23 protein-coding genes are annotated in these 22,348 nt (G+C 61.0%); 8 read left to right on the plus strand and 15 right to left on the minus strand.

Going from position 1 to position 22,348, the window contains the following annotated elements; translation table 11 throughout:
- Complete coding sequence (gene cmoB / locus ACWFVE_RS10010) at positions 1-1,008, plus strand: tRNA 5-methoxyuridine(34)/uridine 5-oxyacetic acid(34) synthase CmoB (RefSeq protein WP_447529126.1); 1,008 nt, start codon at positions 1-3, stop codon at positions 1,006-1,008.
- 514 nt (positions 1,009-1,522) lie between these two features.
- Here cmoB and ACWFVE_RS10015 read toward each other — a convergent pair.
- From ACWFVE_RS10015 to ACWFVE_RS10060, 10 genes are all read right to left on the minus strand, one after another.
- Positions 1,523-2,020: a lysozyme inhibitor LprI family protein gene (locus tag ACWFVE_RS10015; protein WP_447529127.1), complete on the minus strand. Its 498-nt coding sequence runs from the start codon at positions 2,018-2,020 to the stop codon at positions 1,523-1,525.
- 185 nt (positions 2,021-2,205) lie between these two features.
- Complete coding sequence (locus ACWFVE_RS10020; RefSeq protein ID WP_447529128.1) at positions 2,206-2,880, minus strand: zinc metallopeptidase; 675 nt, start codon at positions 2,878-2,880, stop codon at positions 2,206-2,208.
- Positions 2,881-2,954: 74 nt separating this feature from the next.
- Positions 2,955-4,088, minus strand: coding sequence for an App1 family protein (locus ACWFVE_RS10025; RefSeq protein ID WP_447529129.1), 1,134 nt, complete (start codon positions 4,086-4,088; stop codon positions 2,955-2,957).
- The gene (locus tag ACWFVE_RS10030) at positions 4,088-4,651 is read right to left on the minus strand and encodes a type 1 glutamine amidotransferase domain-containing protein (protein WP_447529130.1); all 564 of its coding nucleotides are present in this window, start codon (positions 4,649-4,651) and stop codon (positions 4,088-4,090) included. Before ACWFVE_RS10030 ends, ACWFVE_RS10025 begins: the two co-directional genes overlap by 1 nt.
- A gap of 258 nt (positions 4,652-4,909) precedes the next feature.
- Positions 4,910-6,343: a sulfate adenylyltransferase subunit CysN gene (gene cysN / locus ACWFVE_RS10035; RefSeq protein WP_447529131.1), complete on the minus strand. Its 1,434-nt coding sequence runs from the start codon at positions 6,341-6,343 to the stop codon at positions 4,910-4,912.
- A complete protein-coding gene (gene cysD / locus ACWFVE_RS10040; protein ID WP_447529132.1) occupies positions 6,343-7,305 on the minus strand; it encodes a sulfate adenylyltransferase subunit CysD in 963 nt (320 codons plus the stop codon). The genes cysN and cysD overlap by 1 nt, the downstream gene beginning before the upstream one ends.
- 164 nt (positions 7,306-7,469) lie before the next feature.
- Entirely contained in the window at positions 7,470-8,207 is a 738-nt protein-coding gene (locus ACWFVE_RS10045; RefSeq protein ID WP_447529133.1) for a metallophosphoesterase, read from the minus strand.
- Positions 8,207-8,653 (minus strand): DUF1249 domain-containing protein, encoded by a 447-nt coding sequence (locus tag ACWFVE_RS10050; RefSeq protein ID WP_447529134.1) that lies wholly within the window; start codon positions 8,651-8,653, stop codon positions 8,207-8,209. The genes ACWFVE_RS10045 and ACWFVE_RS10050 overlap by 1 nt, the downstream gene beginning before the upstream one ends.
- Positions 8,646-9,338, minus strand: a complete 693-nt coding sequence (locus tag ACWFVE_RS10055; RefSeq protein WP_447529135.1) for an NUDIX domain-containing protein — start codon at positions 9,336-9,338, stop codon at positions 8,646-8,648. Before ACWFVE_RS10055 ends, ACWFVE_RS10050 begins: the two co-directional genes overlap by 8 nt.
- Before the next feature lie 70 nt (positions 9,339-9,408).
- A complete protein-coding gene (locus tag ACWFVE_RS10060) occupies positions 9,409-10,050 on the minus strand; it encodes a TRAP transporter TatT component family protein (RefSeq protein ID WP_447529136.1) in 642 nt (213 codons plus the stop codon).
- 192 nt (positions 10,051-10,242) lie between these two features.
- On the opposite strand from ACWFVE_RS10060, the gene greB reads away from it, so the two are divergent.
- The 4 genes from greB to ACWFVE_RS10080 all read left to right on the plus strand — a co-directional run bounded on the left by greB (position 10,243) and on the right by ACWFVE_RS10080 (position 13,031).
- Complete coding sequence (gene greB / locus ACWFVE_RS10065; RefSeq protein WP_447529137.1) at positions 10,243-10,776, plus strand: transcription elongation factor GreB; 534 nt, start codon at positions 10,243-10,245, stop codon at positions 10,774-10,776.
- Between the two features lie 85 nt (positions 10,777-10,861).
- Positions 10,862-11,221 (plus strand): ArsR/SmtB family transcription factor, encoded by a 360-nt coding sequence (locus ACWFVE_RS10070; protein WP_447529138.1) that lies wholly within the window; start codon positions 10,862-10,864, stop codon positions 11,219-11,221.
- Positions 11,218-11,634, plus strand: a complete 417-nt coding sequence (arsC, locus tag ACWFVE_RS10075; RefSeq protein ID WP_447529139.1) for an arsenate reductase (glutaredoxin) — start codon at positions 11,218-11,220, stop codon at positions 11,632-11,634. The genes ACWFVE_RS10070 and arsC overlap by 4 nt, the downstream gene beginning before the upstream one ends.
- 86 nt (positions 11,635-11,720) lie before the next feature.
- Positions 11,721-13,031, plus strand: a complete 1,311-nt coding sequence (locus ACWFVE_RS10080) for an arsenic transporter (RefSeq protein WP_447529140.1) — start codon at positions 11,721-11,723, stop codon at positions 13,029-13,031.
- A 13-nt stretch (positions 13,032-13,044) separates the two neighbouring features.
- Here the strand turns inward: ACWFVE_RS10080 and ACWFVE_RS10085 are convergent, their stop codons facing one another.
- The 3 genes from ACWFVE_RS10085 to ACWFVE_RS10095 are packed head-to-tail and all read right to left on the minus strand — an operon-like array spanning position 13,045 to position 16,400.
- Positions 13,045-14,043 (minus strand): methyltransferase, encoded by a 999-nt coding sequence (locus tag ACWFVE_RS10085; RefSeq protein WP_447529141.1) that lies wholly within the window; start codon positions 14,041-14,043, stop codon positions 13,045-13,047.
- Positions 14,040-14,849 (minus strand): methyltransferase, encoded by an 810-nt coding sequence (locus ACWFVE_RS10090; protein WP_447529142.1) that lies wholly within the window; start codon positions 14,847-14,849, stop codon positions 14,040-14,042. The genes ACWFVE_RS10085 and ACWFVE_RS10090 overlap by 4 nt, the downstream gene beginning before the upstream one ends.
- Positions 14,850-14,882: 33 nt before the next feature.
- A complete protein-coding gene (locus ACWFVE_RS10095; RefSeq protein WP_447529143.1) occupies positions 14,883-16,400 on the minus strand; it encodes an amidase in 1,518 nt (505 codons plus the stop codon).
- Positions 16,401-16,564: 164 nt separating this feature from the next.
- Between ACWFVE_RS10095 and ACWFVE_RS10100 the strand changes: the two genes are divergently transcribed.
- The 3 genes from ACWFVE_RS10100 to ACWFVE_RS10110 are packed head-to-tail and all read left to right on the plus strand — an operon-like array spanning position 16,565 to position 19,561.
- On the plus strand, positions 16,565-17,590 hold the full coding sequence (locus tag ACWFVE_RS10100; RefSeq protein WP_447529144.1) for a substrate-binding domain-containing protein: 1,026 nt from the start codon (positions 16,565-16,567) through the stop codon (positions 17,588-17,590).
- Positions 17,583-18,557: a sugar kinase gene (locus ACWFVE_RS10105; RefSeq protein WP_447529145.1), complete on the plus strand. Its 975-nt coding sequence runs from the start codon at positions 17,583-17,585 to the stop codon at positions 18,555-18,557. Before ACWFVE_RS10100 ends, ACWFVE_RS10105 begins: the two co-directional genes overlap by 8 nt.
- Positions 18,558-18,586: 29 nt before the next feature.
- Entirely contained in the window at positions 18,587-19,561 is a 975-nt protein-coding gene (locus tag ACWFVE_RS10110; protein WP_447529146.1) for a 2-hydroxyacid dehydrogenase, read from the plus strand.
- A gap of 116 nt (positions 19,562-19,677) precedes the next feature.
- Here ACWFVE_RS10110 and uxuA read toward each other — a convergent pair whose 3' ends face one another.
- Positions 19,678-20,859: a mannonate dehydratase gene (uxuA, locus tag ACWFVE_RS10115; RefSeq protein ID WP_447529147.1), complete on the minus strand. Its 1,182-nt coding sequence runs from the start codon at positions 20,857-20,859 to the stop codon at positions 19,678-19,680.
- 25 nt (positions 20,860-20,884) lie between these two features.
- Complete coding sequence (locus ACWFVE_RS10120) at positions 20,885-22,348, minus strand: mannitol dehydrogenase family protein (RefSeq protein ID WP_447529148.1); 1,464 nt, start codon at positions 22,346-22,348, stop codon at positions 20,885-20,887.

Genomic DNA, 22,348 nt, shown 5'->3' on the forward strand with positions numbered 1-22,348 from the left:
GTGCCATTACCCGAGGATCACCGAGCACTCTACCAGGCGTTTCTGGATCAGGCGGCGCTGGACGACGCGCTGCTTCCCTGGCTTGCCCGCCTGCCCGAACAGCTCGCCCAGGGGCTGGATAAAAAGCGCCACGGCGACCTTTCCGCCTGGGAAAAAGCGGTCAAGAAACTGCCAAAGCTACCCGAGGCGCGCGAGGTATCGCTGACGAGCGACACGGTAACCGTGGACATGGCACTAAATGAGAGCCAGAGGCGCCAGTGCTTCAACCTGCTCAAAAAGCTCGCGCCCTGGCGCAAGGGGCCGTTCAACCTGGGCGGCATCGAGATCGACACCGAATGGCGCTCGGACTGGAAGTGGCAGCGCGTGGCGCCGCACCTGGCGCCCTTGAAGTATCGCAAGGTGTTGGACGTAGGCGGCGGCAGCGGCTATCACGCCTGGCGGATGGCCGGTCTTGGCGCGGCGTTCGTGCTGGTGATCGACCCCTCGCCGCGGTTTTATTGGCAATTTCAGGCGGTGCGCCACTTCGTCGGCGACGCCGATCATCAGCGCACCCACTTTCTACCGGTAGGCATCGAGGACGTGCCGGAGAACCTGGCCTTTTTCGATACCGTCTTCTCCATGGGTGTGCTCTACCACCGGGTTTCCCCTTTCGAGCACCTGAATCAGTTGAAAGCAGCCCTGGTCCCGGGCGGCGAGCTGGTACTGGAAACCCTGGTGGTCGAAGGCGACGAGCAAACGGTGTTCGTACCCGGCGAGCGCTACGCCGCGATGCCCAACGTCTACTTCCTGCCCTCCTCCAAAGCGCTCTGCCACTGGCTGGAACGCTGTGGCTTCACCAACGTGCGCGTGGTGGACGAAGCGGTCACGACGCTGGAAGAGCAGCGCAGCACGGCGTGGATGACCTATCAATCGCTTTCAGATTTCCTCGACCCCGATGATCGTAGCCGCACTATAGAGGGCTACCCCGCGCCGCGGCGCGCGGTGGTCATGGCTAACCGGCCTGGATAACCTTTTTTAGGTATAATCGCTGTTAAAACCATCAACTAATAACACGGCTGATGGTTTTAACGCATTCCAGTCAAGATTATTGCAGGTTTCATCTTCCCTGTAGTAAGCAGCACTGCAATCCAAAATGCCACTCTATGCGCAGTCAATAGGGATTACTCTTCGATGGACTTATAGGTTTCCCACCCCATTTTTTCATGATGCTCGAACATGGCTTCGTTATAATCATTTGACTCAATTGTGCATATCAATTTAGCTTTCTCTGAAAGCAAGCCCTTGCTTTTTTTTAAATAAATTATATTTTCATGAGCTGATAGAGTTGTACTATTTTTATCTTCCCAAACCTCGAAGATCATAATAAAAACCAAATTAGTTTAAAATAAGCTTAGCGATAACTTTTATATAGCACCGAGTAATCTTGAAAAGAACAACGATCAAAAGCACGAAAAGGAAATATGAAAAATATCTTTATTTAATATGCTAAAATTTCTCCGATATACTTTTCGGCTTTTATTATTTATTGAGCACTATAATCGACTATAGGTTCCGGCGTATCTCCGTGGCTCAGGTGATCCCCCCACAACTGATGTGCTCTTTGAAGGTATAGGTCCGTTTGACAGGCCAAGGCAGCTACATTACGCAAAGAGCCTTGTCCATAAAAATCACGGATTTGATTACAGTATATATTCACATAGGTATCCCATGATTCTACGGCGAGCGCGAGGTCAATATCTTCAAAGTTTGGAAGATCATGAATAGCTTCATCTATCTTATTTTGAGCGATTGATTGATACTGTAGAGATAGCTCTTGAGCTCTATCTCTCACCCCTGCCATACATAACTGTAATTCATATGTATTATTACTTTCTTTTAAACAGGCGCGATGTTGTTCAGCGACATCTGATGGCCGCACATCAAGAGAAACATCTGCCGCTAAAGCGACAGAAGTGGTTAAAGCCATATACATGGGCGCTAAAGGCACCAAAAAAAATTTTACAACGGTCTGAAAACTCATCGAAGCACCCCTTCTTAAAACCTGAATATCAATAGTATGTAGGATTATAGCGTACAACCAAACATCAAATGCTTAACCAACATAAGAATACTTTATATATTAAAAAGTACTCAATAAATACCTGCGATGCAATACCAAAACAAAAAGGCAAGAGAGAAAAAGGCAAGAGCAACAGACGCTATCTATCAGCGACGCAGAATCACCAGCCAGCGCCCCAGATTCAAAATACTGGCAAGCGAGGCCGCCACGTAGGTGAACGCGCAGGCGGTCAGTACGTGGCGGGCGCCGTTCATATCGTAGGGGGGTACGTACTCTTTCAAAAGCGGAAGCGCTCGGTTGAAGCTGGCGTCGAACTCGACCGGTAATGTCACCAGGTGCACCACGGCGGCGGTACCGAAGCTGATGACGGCAACGCCGATGACCAAGGCGAGGCCGCCGGGCAGGCGCGTTAAAATAAATAGAAACGGTGCGGCCATCATCAACAGCGCGCCGAGCTTCTCGGCTTTTTGGGCAACGCCGACCATGCGGCTGCGGGCGATGAGCGGGGCATAGCCATCAAAGTGTTGCAGGGCGTGGCCTACTTCATGGGCGGCGACGGTAACGGCGGTGAGCGAGCGGCCGTCGAAGTGCTCCGGGGTCAGGCGCACCGCGCGCTCGAGCGGGTCGTAGTGGTCGCCCTGCTCGGTTCGCTCGACGGTGACATCTTTTAGATCGAAGCGGCGCAGAAGGTGGCTGGCAAGCTCGGCGCCGGTACCGGGGTAGTCGTCGCGCCCGCGGGTATGGCGCTTGAGCACCCACTGCGCCCAGAGGTTGGGGAGTAGAAAAATGGCCAGTGCCAGCACGATGAGAAGTACGATCATGGTCTCTTCCCCAGCGGATCAAACCCCATGTTGTACCACGTCGCCGAACCGCGTGCACTGGGCATCCGACACCCCTAAACGCCGGCCTCTTCGGCCTCCTCTTTACGATGCTCTTCGACATCCCGCTTGACCGCCTCCAAACCGCGCGCGGAGATACGGCCCTGCTCATAGGCGTGCTCGGCCATCAACACGCTGTCAGCGGCGAGTATCAGATCGCAGTCGGTGCCGGCCAGCTCGTCGCGAAGCCGTTCGATCGCTTGCTGGCGTTTCGGGTCTTTATCCACCCGGCGAATGTAAATCGCCTTGATGCGGCCGGGGTAGGCTTTTACGACCTCGGTATATACCTCCGGGTCGTGTTGGCCGCTGTCGCCGATCAGCACGCAGGGCATATCGTCATAAAGGCCCAGCATCCGGTCGATCAGGTCACGCTTGTGGTCTTCGGCCTTGCGTGGCCAGGGTTTGCGCCAGGAAATGCCCCATTCACGCAGAAACAAAATGGGCCCGACGGGGATACGGTTGAGCTGGAAAAAAGCTTCGAGCATTTCATAAATCGCCCAGGGCCCCCGGGAGACGTACAGAATAGGCCGCTCGGCCTTCTCGCTTTTGCCACGATAAAGCGACTGATAAAGGGAGGCCACACCGGGAAAGGCGGTACGCCGGTGGGGTTTGCGCACGAAAAGACGGTAAAGCATTTTCAGCTTTTCGGCGACCCCGGTAAACATCACGGTATCGTCGATATCGCTGATCACCAGCAGGTCCGCCTCCGGCGGCGGTACGTAAACCTCCGCGCTGGTACGAATGGGGTTTTGCCCTTCGGCGCGAACGAGAATATCTGCCCGATGCCAGGATACATCGATAGGGAGTGCGTGCTCGATCGGCAAGTGGGCATCGAAGTAGCCGTCACGGTCGGTGATCAGCGAAAGCTCGTTCTCACCCACGCAAACATCGACCTGCGCCTCTTTCAAACCGCGTCGAAAAATGCGCCGGGCAACATCGGCGGTATCACGTAAAAAGCCGCGCCGAGGAATGGCGCGGCCGAGTGCCGCCTGTCGAAAGACGCGGCCCATGATAAATATTTCCTTTTGGGACCCGTAGCCACGGTAGGGATGGACCACCATCCCGCCGCGGCCACTGTCGCGCTTCATGGGCTTGGCGACAACGTGGACGAGCCGCTTGGCAAAGCTCGCCCACTGGTGGTACCACGCCATTAAGCGTGCTGACCCGAGTGCTTCCCTTCTTGAATCTCTTCAAGCAGTTTGGAGCAGAAGGCGTCCAGGTCTTTCGGTGTGCGGCTAGATACCAGCGCTTCATCGCAGACCACGGCTTCATCAACCCAGTTCACACCGGCGTTTTTCAAATCCTGAGCAATGCTGTGTACCGAGGTCATCTTACGACCTTCGACCACACCAGCGTTGATCAAAATCCAAGGGGCGTGGCAGATAGCACCAACCGGCTTGCCGGCCTGGAAGAAAGCTTTAACGAAGCTCAGTGCGTCTTCGTTGGTGCGCAGTTCGTCCGGGTTGAACAAGCCACCCGGCAAGACCAGCGCGTGGTAATCGGATTCGGACACGTCGCTAAGCGCTTTATCAGCTTCGTAGGTATCGCCCCAGTCGGTTTCCGCCCAAGCGCGAATGCCTTTACCATCCGGCGTAACGATATGGACTTCGACGCCGTTTTTCTGAAGCGAGGCACGCGGGACGCTGAGTTCGGACTCTTCAAAGCCATCGGCGGCTAGAATTGCAACGCGTTTACCATTTAGTGCTTGACTCATCGTGCTCTCCTTTTCGTGATGACATGCGTTCGGCCATGCCGTACAACGCCTTACAAGTGTGGCTTATCTTGTACAATCGTCAAGCGCTATTCGTTAACGAATCCGCTTGTCAGGCCACCTAAAACTTGTACAGCCCCACCTCCCCCGCCACAAAGCAGCATCACGCTCGATACGCCGGCATGAAATGACTTGCATAAAAAAAGCCGACCCCGGGGTGACAGGGCCGACCAACGTTCAAAACACCAACTGACGTACAGCTTAAAAAAGCTTACTTATATCTTTCGCATCCCAGTGCGGGAAGTGCTTGCGTACCAGGGCGTTCAAGTCACGCTCGAAAGCGACCCAATCGGTGGTTTGCGTCTGCTCACCTTGCGCGGCCAGGCCACGAATCATCCCCGCGCCAACGGTCACGTTGGTTAGCCGGTCGATGACGATAAAGCTACCGGTACCCGGGCTTGCGCGGTAGTCGTCAAGCGGAATGGCTGCGGTGAGCTCTATCTCGCAGCGGGCGATGGTATTGAGCTCCAGCCGCTCCGCCGGGTAGGTTTCCAGGGTATTGACATCGACCTGATACTCGATGGCCCGAACCTCGCCGGAAAGATCTCGGGTGGCCAGTTTGAAATCATAAAGCTTGCCCGGCGTCAGCGCGTCTTCATGCATCCATACGATGTCGGCTATAAACGCGTTGGACAGCGGCACCTCGGCGCTCGCCTCAACCAGCCAATCGCCGCGCGAGATATCGATCTCGTCATCGAGGGTCACGGTGATCGCCTGACCCGGGTAGGCCGCGCTTAAGTCGCCGTCCTGGGTGACGATGCGCGCGACCTTCGACGTTTTGCCCGACGGCAGCACCTTGACGCCCTGCCCCGGGCGCAAAATACCCGCGGCCAGGGTGCCGCAGTAGCCGCGAAAGTCCAGGTTGGGCCGGTTGACGTACTGTACCGGCAGGCGCAAATCCGTCAGGTTCTGATCATGGCTGAGCTCGACGCTTTCCAGCAGTTCGATCAGCGTGCGGCTCTCGTAACCCGGGCCAAAATACCAGGGGGTATGCGCGCTTTTGTTGACCACGTTATCGCCGGTCAGCGCCGACAGCGGCACGAAGCGAATATCCGGGGCATTCAGGTTGGTCGCAAACTGCTGGTACTCGCGCTTGATCTCGTTGAAGCGCTCTTCCGAAAACTCGACCAGATCCATCTTGTTGACCGCGATCACCAAATGCTGGATACCGAGCAGGTCAGCGATGAAGCTGTGACGCTTGGTTTGGGTCTGCACTCCATAGCGCGCATCGATCAAGATCACCGCCAGGCTCGCCGTGGAGGCGCCGGTGGCCATGTTGCGGGTGTACTGCTCGTGGCCCGGCGTATCGGCGATGATGAACTTGCGCTTATCGGTGGAGAAAAACCGGTAGGCCACGTCGATGGTGATGCCCTGCTCGCGCTCGGACTGCAGGCCGTCGACCAGCAGCGCCAGATCCACGGCGTCGCCGGTCGTGCCGCTGGTTTTGGAGGCCAGCGTGATCGCGGCGAGCTGGTCCTCGAAAATCATTTGCGAGTCGTGAAGCATCCGCCCGATCAGCGTGGACTTGCCGTCGTCGACGCTGCCGCAGGTGATGAACCGTAAGAGGTCCTTGTTTTCGTGCTCGTGCAGGTACTGCTCGATATTATCGGCAATCAGGTTCGACTGGTGTGACATTAGAAGTACCCCTCACGCTTTTTCTTCTCCATCGACCCGACCTGGTCGCGGTCGATGGCCCGCCCGCTACGCTCGCTGGTACGGGTCAGCAGCATCTCCTGAATGATTTCCGGCAGCGTGGCCGCCGTAGACTCTACCGCACCGGTCAGCGGGTAGCAGCCAAGCGTTCTAAAGCGCACGGATTTCTGCTCGGGTACCTCACCAGGTTCCAGCGGCAGGCGATCGTCGTCGACCATGACCTGCATGCCATCGCGCTCGACGACCGGGCGCGGGGCGGAGTAGTAAAGCGGCACGATCGGGATCGACTCGAGGTAGATGTACTGCCAGATATCGAGCTCGGTCCAGTTGGAGAGCGGAAAAACCCGGATCGACTCGCCCTTGTTGACCTTGGCGTTGTAGATGTTCCAAAGCTCCGGACGCTGACTTTTCGGATCCCAGCGGTGGTACTTGTCGCGAAACGAGTAGACGCGCTCTTTGGCCCGCGATGCCTCTTCATCGCGACGCGCGCCGCCAAACGCCGCATCGAAACCGTACTTGCTGAGCGCCTGCTTGAGCGCCTGGGTTTTCATGATATCGGTGTACTTGGCGCTGCCGTGATCGAAGGGGTTGATATTTGCTGCCCGCCCCTCTTCATTGGTGTGCACCAGAAGCTCCATACCCGCATCGACCGCCATGCGATTACGAAACTCGATCATCTCGCGAAACTTCCAGGTGGTGTCCACGTGCAGCAGCGGGAACGGCGGCGGCGCGGGGTAAAACGCCTTGCGCGCCAGGTGCAGCATGACCGAAGAGTCTTTACCGATGGAGTACATCATCACCGGATTGCTGAACTCGGCGGCGACTTCACGAATGATATGAATCGATTCGGCTTCGAGCTGCTTGAGGTGCGTCTGGCGCGCGCCGTCAATCGCGATGGAGGTCTCGCGCCGCTGCCCGCTCGGCGGAGCTTTAAACTGGGTCATTGCCTACTCCCTCTAAAAGCACCGGAGTGCTGACTAACGGTGCCTGCAAACGGTGTTTGCCTCATTATCGTCACTGTGGGTAGGGTAACGCCCAAAAGTAATAACCTGAAAGAATTAATAACTATCTTTTTATGCTTTTAAGAACTATCTAACGAACCAAACCGTTAAACTTTGACCCGCTCGACCCAGGTTTGCCATTCACCACCGCGGCGAAGCTCCAACACCCGATAGCCCGGGCGCGAGGCTTGATCGACCGCGAACTCCAGCGCCCCGGGCATGAACTGATCCGCCATGGCCGGGCAGCCGTAGACCCCCATTCGGGTTTCGCCCAGTGTAGGCTGCTGGGCAAACGCCTGGTGAGCGTGGCCAAACAGCACGATTTTGACCTGGGGGCAGGCACTCAGCGCCTGCCAGAAAGCGTCGCGATCCTTGAGGCCGATCGCGTCCATCCACTCAGCCCCCACATCCACTGGCGGGTGGTGTAGGCCAATGATCGTCGGCGTGTCGCTCTGCTCCAGGCGCTCGACGAAGGCGCTTAGCTGCTCGGCGCCCAGCTCCCCGTGAGGCTGGCCTTCGACGTGGGTATCGAGCAGCAGCAAACGCCAATCATCGAGCTCTACCTCGTCGAGCAGCGGGTGACACTCGGCCATCAGCGCCGGCTGGTCGTGATTACCAGGGATCCAGAACCAGGGACACGGCAACTGCTCGAGCACCTGGCAAGCATGGGTGTAGGAGGCCAGCGTTTCGTCCTGGCTTATATCGCCGCTGAACAGCACGATGTCCGGGCGCTCGCGGATCACCTGTTCGACGACGCGCTCGAACTGCCGCCAAGGGATACCCGTGCGAGAGCGGGCGTTTTTATCGGCATGAAGGTGGGCATCGGTAATCTGAATCAAGCGCATCAGGGGAGCTCGGGAATATCGTAGGCGTGACCGTGAGCCAGCCCGTGGGCCAGCCACTCCCCCAGAAAGCGGTTGAGCTGCAGCTTCTCATCGGGCTGGTGCATTTTAGCGTTGGGGTAGCGGTAGCGCCCGTTGAAGTGGCGCTCGCGCTGAAAGTCGGTGACCTCGGCCATGCGCACATCGTGATACAGGTGCACGCGCATTTTGGGGCCTTCCAGGACGCTGTCCAAAGGCCCGCTCTGGGTCACTTCGACCATCGTGGTGTAAGGAGCCTGCTCCAGCACCGCAAGATGCAGAACCCCCAGATGCTGGTCTTTGGTGTGCAGGTTGATATCGCGCTGCTGGCCGGCCTCCATGGTGCCTACCAAGCGCAGCAGACGCGCATAGTTGGCGCTGCACTCCCCTTGCAGGGATTTTAAGTCGGTGACGTAGGCGGCTCTAGCCATCTTCGCTCCTTTCGAATTCGCCGGGGGCAGGGGTTTGGGATGGCGCGGCACGCAGCGACGCGCGCTGGCCATCCAGCCAGTAAAGCGCGATCAAACACATGGCGTTGTCGAGCCGGCCCTGGCCCAAAAGCTCCCAGGCAGCGCTAAAGCTGACCACGTGAACACGAATGTCCTCGTGCTCTTCGGCAAGGCCGTGAATGCCGCCCATGCCGGTGGTATCGACCAACCCACAAAACAGCGTGACCCGTTCGTTGCACGCCCCGGGGCTTGGGTAGTAGGTGTGAAGTTTGGTCAACGCGCCGACCTCGCAGCCCGCCTCTTCCAGGGACTCGCGCCGGGCAACATCTTCGAGGGATTCGCCTTTCTCGACCAATCCGGCCACCAGTTCGAGCTTCCAGGGCGAGCGCGGATCGTCGATCGCACCGGCGCGAAACTGCTCGACCAGCACCAGCGCGTCGCGATGAGGGTCATAGAGCAGCACACCCACCGCGTCGAAGCGGCTATGAATTTCGCGGCGCATGCTGTGGCTTTCGCCGCCTTCGAAAAGACGATGGCGAAGGGTGAGCTCCTCCAGACGGAAAAAGCCCTGATAAAGCGTCTCGCGCTTTTCGAGCGTCACGTCCGAACGGGTTAGCTCGGGTGTGGCAAGCGCGGGGGCAAGCGATGTAGTGAGGCTGGACGCCATGGGGCACTCCCGGTTAGCACAATCGATCCATTATCAATGCTAGATGCCGGGAATGCCAATTTGCGCGCTATTAAAGCGACTGCAGGAAGGTCTGCGCTTCGCGGCGAAGCGCTTCGTCGGAAAGCTGGCGGTTTTCCCGCGCCGTGCCGTCCACCGCGCGTTGGGCGTGCTCCCGCGCTGCTTGGGTATTGCCCTCTTCACTGAGGAAAGTGGCGTAGTAATAGTTCACGTCGATGCCATCCGGGCGGATCTCCAGGGCGCGCTGGAACATGCGCTCAGCGGTGTCACTATTGCCAAAGCCCAGCGGCCGACCCGGCGCGCGGTCATAAAGCGCGCCAAGGGTGACGTAGGCCGAGCCGTTGCCGCCCTGGGGGTCGAGTTCGATGGCGCGCTCGAGCACGCTACGCGCGTCCTTGGCGGTGCCAAGCGCACCCAGGCCACTGCGCTCGCGGGCGTAGGAAGCGAGTATGATGCCCTCCCATATCAGCACATCGGCTTCGTTGGGGTTTTGCTCGGCCAACGCTTCGGCCTCGCCGCTCAGCGCCTGTAGCGTGCTCTGGCGCTGGTTGGCCGGAAGCTCCGTAATGGTATGTTCCCAGCGGTTGGTTAACGAGAAAAGCTCGTCCTGGTAGGCGCTAACGGCCAGCGGTGAAAGTGCCAGCGCCCCGCCCAGGGTCAAAGCCAACAGCCAGCGAGAAGAGTGTGTGCGCATGAAAAGCTCCTTGGTTGTTTTTGTCGCGTACTCGAAATCATCGAAGAGCGGTTGGGATACAACCGCCCTGCCAAATAATGTAACGAACGTTTGAATGACCCGCCAGAACTTCTATCAGCTCATAACAGCGCTTTGAGCCAGACCCACGCTTTCGCTTAAGCTTTGGCGCACAAACGCAAGGAGAGAACCGTCATGAAAGGCCGCAACATGACCCGCTGGCGCGACCCGGCCAAGGACCCGCGCCAGGAGCCCAAAAGCAACCTGATCACCGCCCAAGGCGCCGAGCGCCTGCGCGGCATTCTCGATCACCTTTCAAGGGTGAAGCGCCCCGCCATCTCCGCCAAGGTAGGGGAAGCCGCCGCCCAGGGCGACCGCTCGGAAAACGCCGACTACACCTACAACAAGAAAGAACTTCACCGGGTGATCGCGCGAATTCGCTATCTCACCAAGCGCCTGGACGAGCTGAAGGTGGTCGACCGCTTGCCGGCCAACACCGACAAGGCCTTTTTCGGCGCGTTTGTCAGCCTGGAAGACGACGACGGTGAGCCGCTGAGCATTCGCATCGTGGGCCACGATGAGATCGATACCCAGAAACGCTGGATCAGCGTGGACTCGCCCATGGCCAAGGCTTTGCTTGGCAAGGAAGTCGATGACGAGATCACGGTGCAAACGCCCAGTGGCGAGACGTTCTATACCGTGACCGCGATCGACTACACCACCCCCTAGCAAGGTCCGGAGGGTAGGCTTGCGACTATCATGAATTTTTGATGAAGCGCTTGCCGAAACCCAATATGTCTATAATAGTAGACATATGGAAATAAATGATGCCACTACAAGTTTCAGCGCGCTTTCCCAGTCCACCCGCCTGGAAGCACTTCGCCTGCTCTTGCGCCATGAGCCCGAGGGCCTGCCCGCCGGCGAAATAGCCCGAAAACTTGACGTACCCCACAACACCCTGTCCGCGCATCTCGCGGTCCTTGCGCGCGCGGGCTGGGTAAGCTCAAAGCGCGAAGGCCGCTCGATCATCTACCGCGCAAACCTTGAGCACATGCAACGTGTGCTCACCTTCCTCGTCAGCGACTGCTGCAACGGCGACCCTACGCTCTGCGCGCCGCTCGTCGATGCCCTGACAACCTGTTCATCGCCCTCAATGAAGGAATCAACGCCGTGACAGCCTTGATCTACCACAACCCCGACTGCGGCACCTCGCGCAATACGCTGGCCATCATGCAGGCCTCACACGAGCCGCTTGAAGTATTCGAGTACCTGAAAACCCCGCCCGGCCGTGAGCGGCTGGTCGAGCTGATCGCGATGATGGGGATGCCCCCTCGCGAGCTGTTACGCCGCAAGGGAACGCCCTTCGAGGAACTCGGTCTGGACGATCCGGCCTTGAGCGACGATGCGCTGATCGACGCGATGGTAAAGCACCCGATTCTGATCAACCGCCCCATCGTCGTGACCGCCCGGGGCGCCCGGCTCTGCCGCCCCTCGGAGCGGGTCTTCGCCCTGCTGGCCACCCCGGTAGCCCGCTATACCAAGGAAGATGGCGAAGTCGTCGAGGCCAGGGATCATGTCGATCTCTAAACCGGACGATATCGATGATCGCCTCACCCTCATGCAGGCCACTCCGAGCACATCAACCAACCCTCTGCCTGGAGTGAGCGCCTAACATGCTGGCACTGGCAATATTCATCGTTACCCTGCTGCTGGTGATCTGGCAGCCCAAAGGGCTAGGCATTGGCTGGAGCGCGCTGGGCGGCGCCGTGGCGGCGCTTTTGACGGGTGTCGTGCAACTGGCCGAGGTGGCCATCATCTGGGAAATCGTCTGGGACGCCACGTTCACTTTCGTCGCGCTGATCATCATCTCGCTGCTGCTCGACGAAGCCGGCTTCTTCGCCTGGGCGGCGCTTCACGTGGCGCGCTGGGGTAATGGCCGGGGGCATCTGCTCTTTCCCCTGGTGGTCGTGCTGGGCGCCTTCATTGCCGCTTTCTTTGCCAACGACGGCGCGGCCTTGCTGCTCACGCCTATCGTCATCGCCATTTTACTGCGCCTGAACTTCACGCCCCCCGCCGCACTGGCCTTCATCATCGCGACCGGGTTCGTGGCGGATACCGCCAGCCTTCCGTTGGTGATCTCCAATCTGGTCAATATCGTCACCGCCAATTATTTCGGTATCGGCTTCGATCGCTACGCCCTGGTCATGGTGCCGGTCAACCTGGCGGCGCTTGCGGCCACGCTCGGCGTACTCTGGCTCGCCTTCGGCCGCCGGATACCGATAAGGTACGCGATGGACGAGCTCGAAGCGCCGCACTCGGCGGTGAAGGATCCGCTGGTGTTCCGAGCCGCCTTTCCGCTGTTGGCGCTATTGATGGTGGCCTACTTCGTCACTGCCCCGCTGGACGTGCCCATCGCGTTTGTCACCGGTACAGCGGCCGTACTTCTGATGGCGCTTGCCGGGCGCTGGTGGCAAGGCGGGCGCGGCGCGGTCGTATCGGTCACTCAGGCGCTGCGCGGCGCGCCCTGGCAGATCGTGCTGTTCTCGATCGGCATGTATCTGGTGGTTTACGGACTGGGCAACGCCGGCTTGACTGGCTACGGCGCACAGGCACTCGAGTGGCTTGCTCAGCAAGGCACTATCGTCGCCACGGTAGGCACCGGGTTTCTGGTCGCTCTCGTTGCCTCCATCATGAACAACATGCCGTCCACCCTGGTGGCGGCGCTGGCGATCGATCAGGCAACGCTTCCTGCGCTTACACAGGAACTGATGATCTACGCAAGCGTGATCGGCAACGACCTGGGGCCGAAGTTTACCCCCATCGGCAGCCTTGCCACCCTGCTCTGGCTGCACGTGCTGGCGGGCAAGGGCTACCGGATAAGCTGGGGGCAGTACATGAAGGTGGGGCTTTTGATCACCCCACCGGTACTGCTGGCAACCCTTCTGGCGCTGGCGTTCTGGCTGCCGATTCTGGGGCCGGGATGAACCCCGCCGGGGCTTAGCGCCTTGCCAAACCGGCGCGGTATACCTTGAAGCGCCGGTTATCCGCCAGGGTTTCGACATCACTCAGGGCGCGCTGTAAAAGCGGCGGATAGGGTAAAAACGCATTGGCGACCAACACGAGCTGCCCCTGGGGGCTCAAATGCTCGCGGGCCTGCTCGATCAGCCGGGCGCTGGGCCCGTAGCTAATATCGCGCTCCTGGTGAAACGGCGGGTTGCTGACGATGACGTCGAACTGCTTGCCCTCGAGCGCCTCGAACACATCGCTTTCGAGCACCCGGGCGCTTAACTCGTTGGCCGCGAGTGTTCGCTGACACGCCTTCACCGCGAAGGCGCTCACGTCCACGGCGGTCACATCAAAACCACGCTTGGCAAGCCAAGCGGTGATGATGCCGTCGCCGCAGCCCATATCGAGCACGCGAAGCGGTTTTTGCGGCAGGTGCTTTTCAAGCTGTTCCAGCAATAGCCGGGTACCGTCGTCGACCTTGCCGTGGCCGAACACGCCGGGGTGGCTGACAAGCGCCAGATCTTGCGCTTCGAACGTGGTCCAGGCATTTTCCGGGTCGCTCGCCCCCAGGGTGCGCGTGGTGAACAGCGAACAGCGCCGGGCGTTGTCCAGCTTGTCACAGGCCATGCCCTGTTCGTCCAGGAATTGGGGCACGCGCTTGATGCCGCCCTGGTGCTCACCGACGATATCCACCGCCGTGCCTTCCGGCAGCGTGTGGCAAAGCCACTGTAGCCACCAAAGCCCCAGCTGGTGCGCCTTGGGCCAGAAAAGCACCACCTGGCCGGCGGCCAGGCCGATCTCGGCGTCAAAAGGGCTTTTGGCGCTTTTTTGCTGGGCCTGCCAGGCAGTGCGCAGCGCGACGTTATCGCTGACCATGGCCGCCGAACGGTGGATCAGCCAAGCGTCCTCGGGTGGGGCGACGGGGCAAAGCGCGGCCGCGTCACCATAGTAGCGCTCGAGAAGTTGGCAGGCGGGAAGTTGGGCACTCATGAATCGGCCTCGGGTTTGGTTAATGTATAAAGCAAATAGCGCCCCAGTCGCCAATGCGGGTCCTGGCGGCAGTACTGTTTTTCCAGCGCCAGCAGCGTGGCTTGTTCGGTTTCATCCACCGGGGGCGTGCGTAGATAGTCCTGGAAGATGCGAATGCCGGCCACCGCCTGCACCGCGAGCCCGCACTCCTCGGCCCACTGGCTGATATCGGCGTGGGTCACCGGGGAGATCGGCGTCAGCCGCTGGCGCTTGCCCTTGCCTTCCAGCTCGTCGCTCAAGGCCTTTTTTAGATTACCCTTTACGGCGTTGGAGAAGCGCAGCGCGTCGCGGTTGAAGACCATCAGACTCAGTTGGCCGCCGGGGGCCAGCAAAGCGGCCAGCACGCTCAGTGCTTGGCGGGGCTGACCCAGCCACTCGAGCACCGCGTGGCAGGTGATCAAAGGCCAAGGGCCAGGGGCCTCGCCGGGTAGCGCTTGAAGCGGCGCCTGCAGGTAACGAATGGCCTGCTCGGGCACCGTTTCCCGCGCCCGGTGCCACTGGCGGGCGTAGTCGAGCATATCGCCGGAGGGCTCGGCCAGCGTCACGCCGTGGCCGCGCTCGGCGAACCAGGCCGCCTGCTGACCAAGCCCGCCGCCGATGTCCAGCGTGGCTTGGCCGTCGAGGGTCAGCATCTGCGGCAGCAGGTAGTCCAGCATGGCCAAGCGCAGCTCGCCGCGCGGGGCGTAGTAGAGCGAGCGGGAGAACTTGTCGACCATACCGTCGAAGTAGCGATCCCCCGCTTGGGTCAGTTCATAGATGGAGTGCATGCCTTTCGCCAGATGGCTCTCAAAGCGGGCAGTTTACCTTGCATCAAGCACGAACGCTTGTGAAGGTGGCCGCTGCGGCCAGGGGGCGAACTGCTCGAGCGCCCCGGCAAGCTGCATGAGGGTTTTATCCTCGCCCATGCGCCCCACCACCTGCACGCCCACCGGCAGGCCATTGGCCGCCACGTGCAGCGGCACCGACATTGCCGGCTGGCCGGTCAAATTGGCCAGCTGCGTATAGGGTGTGCGACTTAACGCATCGACGGCCAAACGCTTCAGCATCCCCGCCTTCAAGGCAATCGTTGGAAGGCCAGGAAGCGCCAAAAGCTTCATGAGCTGCTCCCGCGCTCGGCTGGGGTAAAGCTCGCCAATACTGGGCGCGGTGTCCGCCGTTACCGGCATCACCATCACATCAAAGCGTTCGTGAAACGCGCTCATTTGTGCCGCCGCGGCGTACCACTCGCGCTTGGCCAGTTCATACTCCCGCGCGCCCAGCTTTGCCCCCAGGCGGCCAATAGCGCGGGTCGCGGGCTCGATGGCCAAGCGGTGAAGCGGCGTATTCGTCGCGCGGCTGACCCATTCGAGATCCGCCGCCAGGTGGCCCAAATAAAGCGTCAGGTAGCTGTTGGCCAGCGCCTCGCCATCGACTGGCGGGTCCGCCCACTCCACCTCATGGCCCATGTCTACCAGGGTCTTGCCCGCCTTCTCGATAGCGGTTTTGACCTCTGGCGAGAGCGTCGTTTCAAGGCCTTTCGAGAACGGCTCGCCCAGCGAGAGCGCAATACGCAGCGGCTTGCAGGGCGCAGAAAGCGCTGCCAAATAACCGGTTTCACGGGCCACCGGGTAGGGGCTGCCCGGCAGCATGCCGTTGATGTGTTCTAAAAGCGCGGCGCTGTCGCGCACGCTGCGGGTCAGCGCGTGTTCGATCACCGCGCCCTGCCATACTTCACCCTGGCCTTGCGCGAGCGGCACCCGCCCGCGGGACGGTTTGAAGCCGAACAGCCCGCAGTAGCTTGCCGGGATTCGCAGCGAGCCGCCGCCGTCGCCCCCCAGCGCCAGCGGCACCATACCGCCCGCCACCGCCGCGGCGGCGCCCCCGCTCGAGCCCCCCGGCGAATAGCCCGCGCGCCAGGGGTTTTCCGGGTGCGCAAACGCCCTGGGCTCGGTAATGCCCATCAGGCCAAGCTCCGGGGTGGCGGTTTGGCCTGCCATCACCAGCCCCGCCTGGCGCGCCCGGGTGATGATCGGCGCGTCCTGCGTCGCGCGCCAATCCATAAGCGCCGCACTGCCACAGGCCAGCGGCTCGCCGGCCATGCCCATCAAGAGATCCTTGCTCAGCGTGGGCACGCCGGCAAACACACCGTCATCGTTTAGCGAGGCGCTTTCGCGCCGGGCCTGGTCGGCACGGGTTCGCACCACGGCGTGCAGCGCCGGGTTCAACTGTTCGATGGCGCTTAGTGCGCTATCCAACAGCTCTTCACGGCTTACTTCGCGACGGCGAACCAGCTCGGCCAGCCCCAACGCATCAAAACGCTGATACTCATCCAGGCGCATGCGGTCTCCCTTTTTTGTTCGGTAATGCCGGCTTTCGAAAGGCTCTAATGCTCACTCTACCACTTTAGGCGATCTTGTCTTCGCCTCTCAAAACCACTAGTTTGAAACATCAATGGGAACGTTCCCATCGCAGTCATGAATACAGTCATGAATAGAGCCAGCGCATGTCCCAAACGCCACCGCGCGCCACCCTGATCGAAGTGGCCAAGCGCGCCCACACCTCGAAAACCAGCGTGTCGCGCTATTTCGGCCCAGAGCGCGGCAAGCTCTCGGCCGAGCTTTGCGCGCGTATCAAGGCGGCGGCGGGCTCGCTTGGCTACCAACCCAACCAGATGGCACGGGGATTGAAAGGCGGCGGCTCGAAGCTTTTGGGCCTGCTGGTGGCGGATATCCGCAACCCGTTTTCGGTGGCGATTGCCCACGGCGTCGAGCAGGCCGCGCGGGCGCACGGCTACTCGCTGCTCGTCTGCAACACCGATAATGACCCGGTTCAGGAGCAGCGCCACCTCGAACTGTTGGCCGGCTACCAGGCCGAGGGCATCATCATCAACGCCACAGGCCAGCCCCAGGCGCAGCTTCTAACGCTCGAGCGCCGCGGCGTGCCGGTGGTACTGCTCGATCGCGAGATTCCCGACTTGGGGGAGCAGGCGATCGGTCTGGATAACGCGCTTGCCATCGATATGGCGCTGGAGCACCTCATCGCCCAAGGGTATCGCTCGCTTTTATACGCAAGCAACGCCCCGGAGGGCGCCAGCGCCCGCCAACAGCGCCTGGCCCGCTTTCAAACCCGGTGCGCCGAGCTTGGCATCAACCCGCGCACCCTCACCCTTCTCGAGCCTGATGCGATCTCCCAAGCGCTGACCGAGCTGACCGCGACCGCACAAACGCCTTGCGCGGTGCTTTGCGCCAACGGAACCGCCACGCTTGCCGTGGTCGAAACCGTTCAGCGGTTGCGCTTAACCCTCGGGCCGCTGGGGCTGATGGGCATCGACGAGCTCGACTGGTGCGCGCTGATGACCCCGAGCATCACTACCCTTGCCCAACCCTGTGATGCGATCAGCCGCGCCGCGGTGGCCCGGCTGTTAACGCCCGACGCCCCCATCGACTATCGCCATGCGCCGCGTTTGATCCCCCGCGGCAGCACCGTTTTAACCCACCCTTTACCGACCGCTGGAGCACTACATGGCTAACACCGCCTCAACCAATTCATCGCCGAGCGTACTGACCTTTGGCGAAGCCATGGGCATGCTGGTCGCCGACACACCGGGGCCGCTTTCGTCCATCGAGCACTTTCACCGCCGCCTGGCCGGCGCGGACAACAACGTCGCCATCGGTCTTTCACGGCTGGGCTACTCGGTGGGCTGGCTGAGCCGGGTCGGCCAGGACAGCTTCGGTGACTTCATTCGCCACACGCTTGAAGCCGAAGGCATCGACGCACGCTACATTCATACCGACACCCAACACCCCACCGGACTGATGTTCAAGGAGCGTGCCGAAGGCGGCGCCGACCCTCGGGTGGAGTATTTCCGCCGCGGCAGCGCCGCCAGCCACCTGGCAGTAGAAGATGCGCAAAGCATCGACTTCGCCGCACTCACTCACCTGCACGCCACCGGTATTACCCCGGCACTTTCGCAAAGCGCCCAGGACTTGACGCGTCACCTGATGCAAAAGGCGCGCGCCGGCGGGGTGAGCGTTTCCTTCGACCCGAACCTGCGCCCCTCGCTTTGGCAAAGCGAAGACGTCATGCGTGACACCTTGAATGAACTCGCTCGCCATGCAGACTGGGTACTGCCGGGGCTCTCGGAAGGCCAACGGCTGACCGGCGAGCAGGAGCCCGCGGCAATAGCCGATTTCTATCTCGAGCGCGGCGCCAAAGCGGTCATCATCAAGCTCGGCCCCCAGGGCAGCTACTACCGGGGCCATTTGGGCGGCCAGCTTGAAAGCCTGCACGTGGCGGGGCAACCGGTGGCCAACGTGGTGGACACCGTCGGCGCGGGGGATGGCTTCGCGGTGGGTACGATCAGCGCACTGCTCGATGGCTTATCGCCCCGACAGGCGCTTGCCCGTGGTAATTTGGTTGGGGCCCAGGCGGTGCAGGTCGTCGGCGATATGGAAGGCCTGCCCACCCGCGAACAGCTTCAGGCGCTGGAGCGCTGAATCGACAACAACGCACGCAAGGAAACCGCATGAGTAAAACCGTTATCGTGATGGGTACGCTGAGCGACAGCCAATGGGCCGAACTCGAACAGCACTTCGAGTTGATCGAACTGGCCAAGCCGCTGGATTTCCAGGCACCCAAAACCCTTGATGTCCTCTCCCGCGCCCACGCCCTGATCGGCTCGGGCCTGCCCATTACCACCGAGCTACTCGACGCCGCCCCCAGGCTCGAGGTGGTCGCGACCATTTCCGTGGGCTACGACAACATCCCGGTGGACGAGCTCACAAGGCGCAACATCCTGCTTTGCAACACGCCGGACGTGCTGACGGAAACCACCGCGGATACCGGCTTTACGCTTCTGATGGCCACCGCCCGGCGCGTTGTGGAACTGGCCACCTGGGTGAAAGCGGGCGCCTGGGAGGCGAGCATCGGCCCGGACCTTTACGGCAGCGACGTGCACGGAAAGACGTTGGGCATGGTAGGGTTTGGCCGCATCGGCCAGGCGATTGGCCGGCGCGGCGCGCTTGGCTTTGGCATGAAGGTGCTCTACTCCAACGCCTCCCCCAAGCCCGATGTAGAAAGTGAATTAGGCGCCGAACGGCGCGAACTCGAACAGTTACTCGCCGAGTCGGATTTCGTCTGCCTGACCGTGCCCTTGACCGAACAAACCGAAAAGCTCATCGGCGAGAAGGAGCTTTCGCAAATGAAGCGCACGGGCATTCTGATCAACATCGCCCGCGGCAAGGTGGTCGACGAAGGGGCGTTGATCCAGGCGCTGGAAAGCGGCGTGATCCACGCTGCGGGGCTGGACGTGTTCGAGCAGGAGCCGCTTTCCGATACCTCACCGCTGCCCGGCATGGCCAACGTGGTCGCACTTCCCCACATCGGCTCCGCCACCCTCGAAACCCGCGCCGCCATGGCCCAGCGGGCGGTGGACAACGTGCGCCAGGCGCTCACCGGCGAGCGGCCGATTAGCGTCGTGAATGAAGAACTGTGCCAATAAAAAGAAGCACTGTGCCAATATAAACAGCCGAGCCAATTAACGTTGGCAAGATTGGAACGGCAAAACGCCCGCTTGGCCAGCCAAGCGGGCGTTTTAGATAACGAAGGCATCCCTTCTTACCGCGCTGTCAACTGCCGCACGGCGACCTCGACCCCACGAAGCTCGGAAAGGCCCCGCAGGCGCCCATAAAGCGGGTAACCCGGGGCAGTGGCGCGCGCCTGGTCATCCAGAATATGGTGGCCGTGGTCCGGGCGAAGGGGAAGGCGTGCCCCGCCTTCGCGTTCGCGGCGGCGCTCTTCCTCTATCAGCGCCTGAATCACTCCGACCATATCCACGTCGCCTGCCAGGTGCGGCGCCTCATGGAAGCTTCGCGCATCCTGGGCTTCGCGTTTCGTCGCGCGCAGGTGGGCAAAGTGGATGTGTGGGCCAAAGTGGCGCGCCATCGCCACCAGGGCGTTATCCTCGCGCACCCCGTAAGAGCCGGTGCAGAAGGTAATGCCGTTGGCGGGGCTCGGGACGCAGTTCACCACCCACTGGGCGTCGTCCTGGGTCGATACCACCCGAGGAAGGCCCAAAAGCGGCCGGGGCGGGTCGTCCGGGTGAATCGCCATGCGAATGCCGACCTCTTCGGCGACCGGAATCACCGCGCGCAGAAAGTAGCCCAGGTTCTCGCGCAGTGTTTCTGCGTCAATAGCCGCGTAGCCCGCCAGGGCCTCGCGAAACTGCGCCAGGGTATAGTGCTCCTCGGCGCCGGGAAGCCCCGCAATGAGCGTATCGATCAGCTTGTCGCGGCCCGCCTGGTCCAGCGATTCCAGATACGCCTGGGCATCACGTTGCTCTTGCTCGCTGTACTCGCTCTCGGCACCGGGGCGCTCGAGCAGGTAAAGGTCGAACGCCGCAAACGCGGTTTGATCGAAACGCAGCGCCCGTGCTCCACCGGCCAGCGCGTAGGTCAGGTCGGTGCGCGTCCAGTCGAGAATCGGCATGAAGTTATAGCAGACGACATCGATCCCGCAGGCGGCCAGGTTTTTGAGCGTTTGGCAGTAGGTCTCGATGAGTTCATCACGCGCGGGCAGGCCCTTCTTCACGGCCTCGGGGACCGGCACGCTTTCGACCACCGACCAGGAAAGCCCTTCCGCCTCGATCATCGCCTTGCGTTCGCTGATCGCCTCGACCGACCAAACCTGGTCGTTGGGTATGCCGTGCAGGGCGGTAACGATGCCACTCGCGCCGGTCTGACGAATCTCGCTGAGTTGGATCGGGTCGTTTGGTCCGAACCAGCGCCAGGTATGTTCCATGCTGTATCCTTATAGCGAGCGCTAGTTAGTGCTCAAGATGTGCAAGCGCGTGTTCGACGCCGTGTTCGGTCAATGTCCGGTAGGCCTCGACGACCTGGCGCTTGAACGCCTCATGGTCCGCGAGGGCCTTGGGCATCACCGCCTCCAGTGCGAAGAAGGCGTCGACCAGCGCAGCGGCGTCCGCGTTGCGTTCATGAAGCGATGCCAGCTTCTCGGCCATCGGGTCTTCGACACTGAATGCTTGACCAGAGAGCGTGGTGCCCTGGGTATAGCGAATCCAGGCGGCCAGGCCCAGTGCGACGCACGCGGTGCTGCGACCGGCGGCCAGGTTGGCCTCGACCACCTGCAGCCAACGCTGGGGCAGTTTCTGGCTGCCGTCCATGGCGATCTGCTGCAGGCGGTGGCGCAGGCTGTCGTTGGCAAAGCGCGCCAGTAGCGAATCCGCGTAGGCGTTCAGGTCGATCTCGTCGGGCATATCCAACGTCGGGGCGGCCTCATCGCGCATATAGCGACTCAAAAGCGCCTTGAACGCCTCGATTTGCACGGCATCGAACACGGTTTCGATATCACCCAGAGCACCCAAATACGCTAAAAGCGAGTGGCTGCCGTTGAGCATGCGCAGCTTCATGGTTTCGAACGGCGCAACGTCCGACACCATGGTCACGCCCTCCTCTTCCCAGCTCGGGCGGCCGGCGGGGAAGTGATCCTCGACGACCCACTGGGAGAACGCCTCGCACACCACGGCGTTGCCATCGTCAACGCCCAGCGACTTGAGCGCGGTGAAGTCCTGCTCGGTCATGGCCGGCACGATCCGGTCGACCATGCTGCAGGGAAACGCCACGCTATCCAGAATCCACTCGGCCAAGGCAGTGTCGTTTGTCCGGGCAAGCTGCGCCACGGCCTGACGGGTGCGCTGGCCGTTGTCCGGCATGTTGTCGCAGGAGAGCACGGTAAACGGTGCAACCCCCGCCGCCCGACGGCGCTTTAGCGCCTCGACCAAAATACCCGGCGCGGTGCGTGGCGCCCCGGGCGTGGCGATATCGGCCTGGATCATCGGGTCGTCTGTCAAAAGCTCGTCGCTTGCCGGATTGAGAAAGTAGCCCTTCTCGGTCACGGTGAGTGTGACGATGCGCGTATCAACCTGGCTCAAGCGCTCGAGCAGCGAATCCAGGTCGCGCCCCCACTCGCCCTCTTTGGCCTGGCCTGTGAACAGCGCCTCTTCGATAACCCCCACTTCACGCAGCGTTACGCTGTCGCTGTCCTGGTACTCGGCCACGTGGTAGCGAAAGTCCGCCTTGCGCAGCGCATCGACCAGATCGACGCTTTTGCGCAGGTTCGCTGCACTTACGCCCCACTGGGTGTCACCGGTGCGGTGTCGATAGCGCTCAAGATAAACGGCCTGGTGGGCGCGATGAAACGCACCCAGGCCGAGATGGACGATGCCGATTTGGCCGTTTTGCGCGTGGGTGTCAATACGTTCTATCGTCAC

The sequence above is a fragment of the Vreelandella mediterranea genome (assembly GCF_970647075.1).

Excerpts from the sequence above, each read along its gene's own strand:
- ACWFVE_RS10050 (WP_447529134.1), bottom strand. The coding sequence starts at position 8,653 with ATGGCTAGAGCCGCCTACGTCACCGACTTAAAATCCCTGCAAGGGGAG.
- cysD (WP_447529132.1), bottom strand. The coding sequence starts at position 7,305 with ATGACCCAGTTTAAAGCTCCGCCGAGCGGGCAGCGGCGCGAGACCTCC.
- ACWFVE_RS10105 (WP_447529145.1), top strand. The coding sequence starts at position 17,583 with ATGGCTAACACCGCCTCAACCAATTCATCGCCGAGCGTACTGACCTTT.
- ACWFVE_RS10090 (WP_447529142.1), bottom strand. The coding sequence starts at position 14,849 with ATGCACTCCATCTATGAACTGACCCAAGCGGGGGATCGCTACTTCGAC.
- ACWFVE_RS10030 (WP_447529130.1), bottom strand. The coding sequence starts at position 4,651 with ATGAGTCAAGCACTAAATGGTAAACGCGTTGCAATTCTAGCCGCCGAT.
- greB (WP_447529137.1), top strand. The coding sequence starts at position 10,243 with ATGAAAGGCCGCAACATGACCCGCTGGCGCGACCCGGCCAAGGACCCG.
- ACWFVE_RS10070 (WP_447529138.1), top strand. The coding sequence starts at position 10,862 with ATGGAAATAAATGATGCCACTACAAGTTTCAGCGCGCTTTCCCAGTCC.
- ACWFVE_RS10045 (WP_447529133.1), bottom strand. The coding sequence starts at position 8,207 with ATGCGCTTGATTCAGATTACCGATGCCCACCTTCATGCCGATAAAAAC.
- ACWFVE_RS10080 (WP_447529140.1), top strand. The coding sequence starts at position 11,721 with ATGCTGGCACTGGCAATATTCATCGTTACCCTGCTGCTGGTGATCTGG.
- ACWFVE_RS10100 (WP_447529144.1), top strand. The coding sequence starts at position 16,565 with ATGTCCCAAACGCCACCGCGCGCCACCCTGATCGAAGTGGCCAAGCGC.
- ACWFVE_RS10060 (WP_447529136.1), bottom strand. The coding sequence starts at position 10,050 with ATGCGCACACACTCTTCTCGCTGGCTGTTGGCTTTGACCCTGGGCGGG.
- ACWFVE_RS10015 (WP_447529127.1), bottom strand. The coding sequence starts at position 2,020 with ATGAGTTTTCAGACCGTTGTAAAATTTTTTTTGGTGCCTTTAGCGCCC.
- ACWFVE_RS10085 (WP_447529141.1), bottom strand. The coding sequence starts at position 14,043 with ATGAGTGCCCAACTTCCCGCCTGCCAACTTCTCGAGCGCTACTATGGT.
- ACWFVE_RS10110 (WP_447529146.1), top strand. The coding sequence starts at position 18,587 with ATGAGTAAAACCGTTATCGTGATGGGTACGCTGAGCGACAGCCAATGG.
- ACWFVE_RS10095 (WP_447529143.1), bottom strand. The coding sequence starts at position 16,400 with ATGCGCCTGGATGAGTATCAGCGTTTTGATGCGTTGGGGCTGGCCGAG.
- ACWFVE_RS10025 (WP_447529129.1), bottom strand. The coding sequence starts at position 4,088 with ATGGCGTGGTACCACCAGTGGGCGAGCTTTGCCAAGCGGCTCGTCCAC.
- uxuA (WP_447529147.1), bottom strand. The coding sequence starts at position 20,859 with ATGGAACATACCTGGCGCTGGTTCGGACCAAACGACCCGATCCAACTC.
- ACWFVE_RS10055 (WP_447529135.1), bottom strand. The coding sequence starts at position 9,338 with ATGGCGTCCAGCCTCACTACATCGCTTGCCCCCGCGCTTGCCACACCC.
- ACWFVE_RS10020 (WP_447529128.1), bottom strand. The coding sequence starts at position 2,880 with ATGATCGTACTTCTCATCGTGCTGGCACTGGCCATTTTTCTACTCCCC.
- cysN (WP_447529131.1), bottom strand. The coding sequence starts at position 6,343 with ATGTCACACCAGTCGAACCTGATTGCCGATAATATCGAGCAGTACCTG.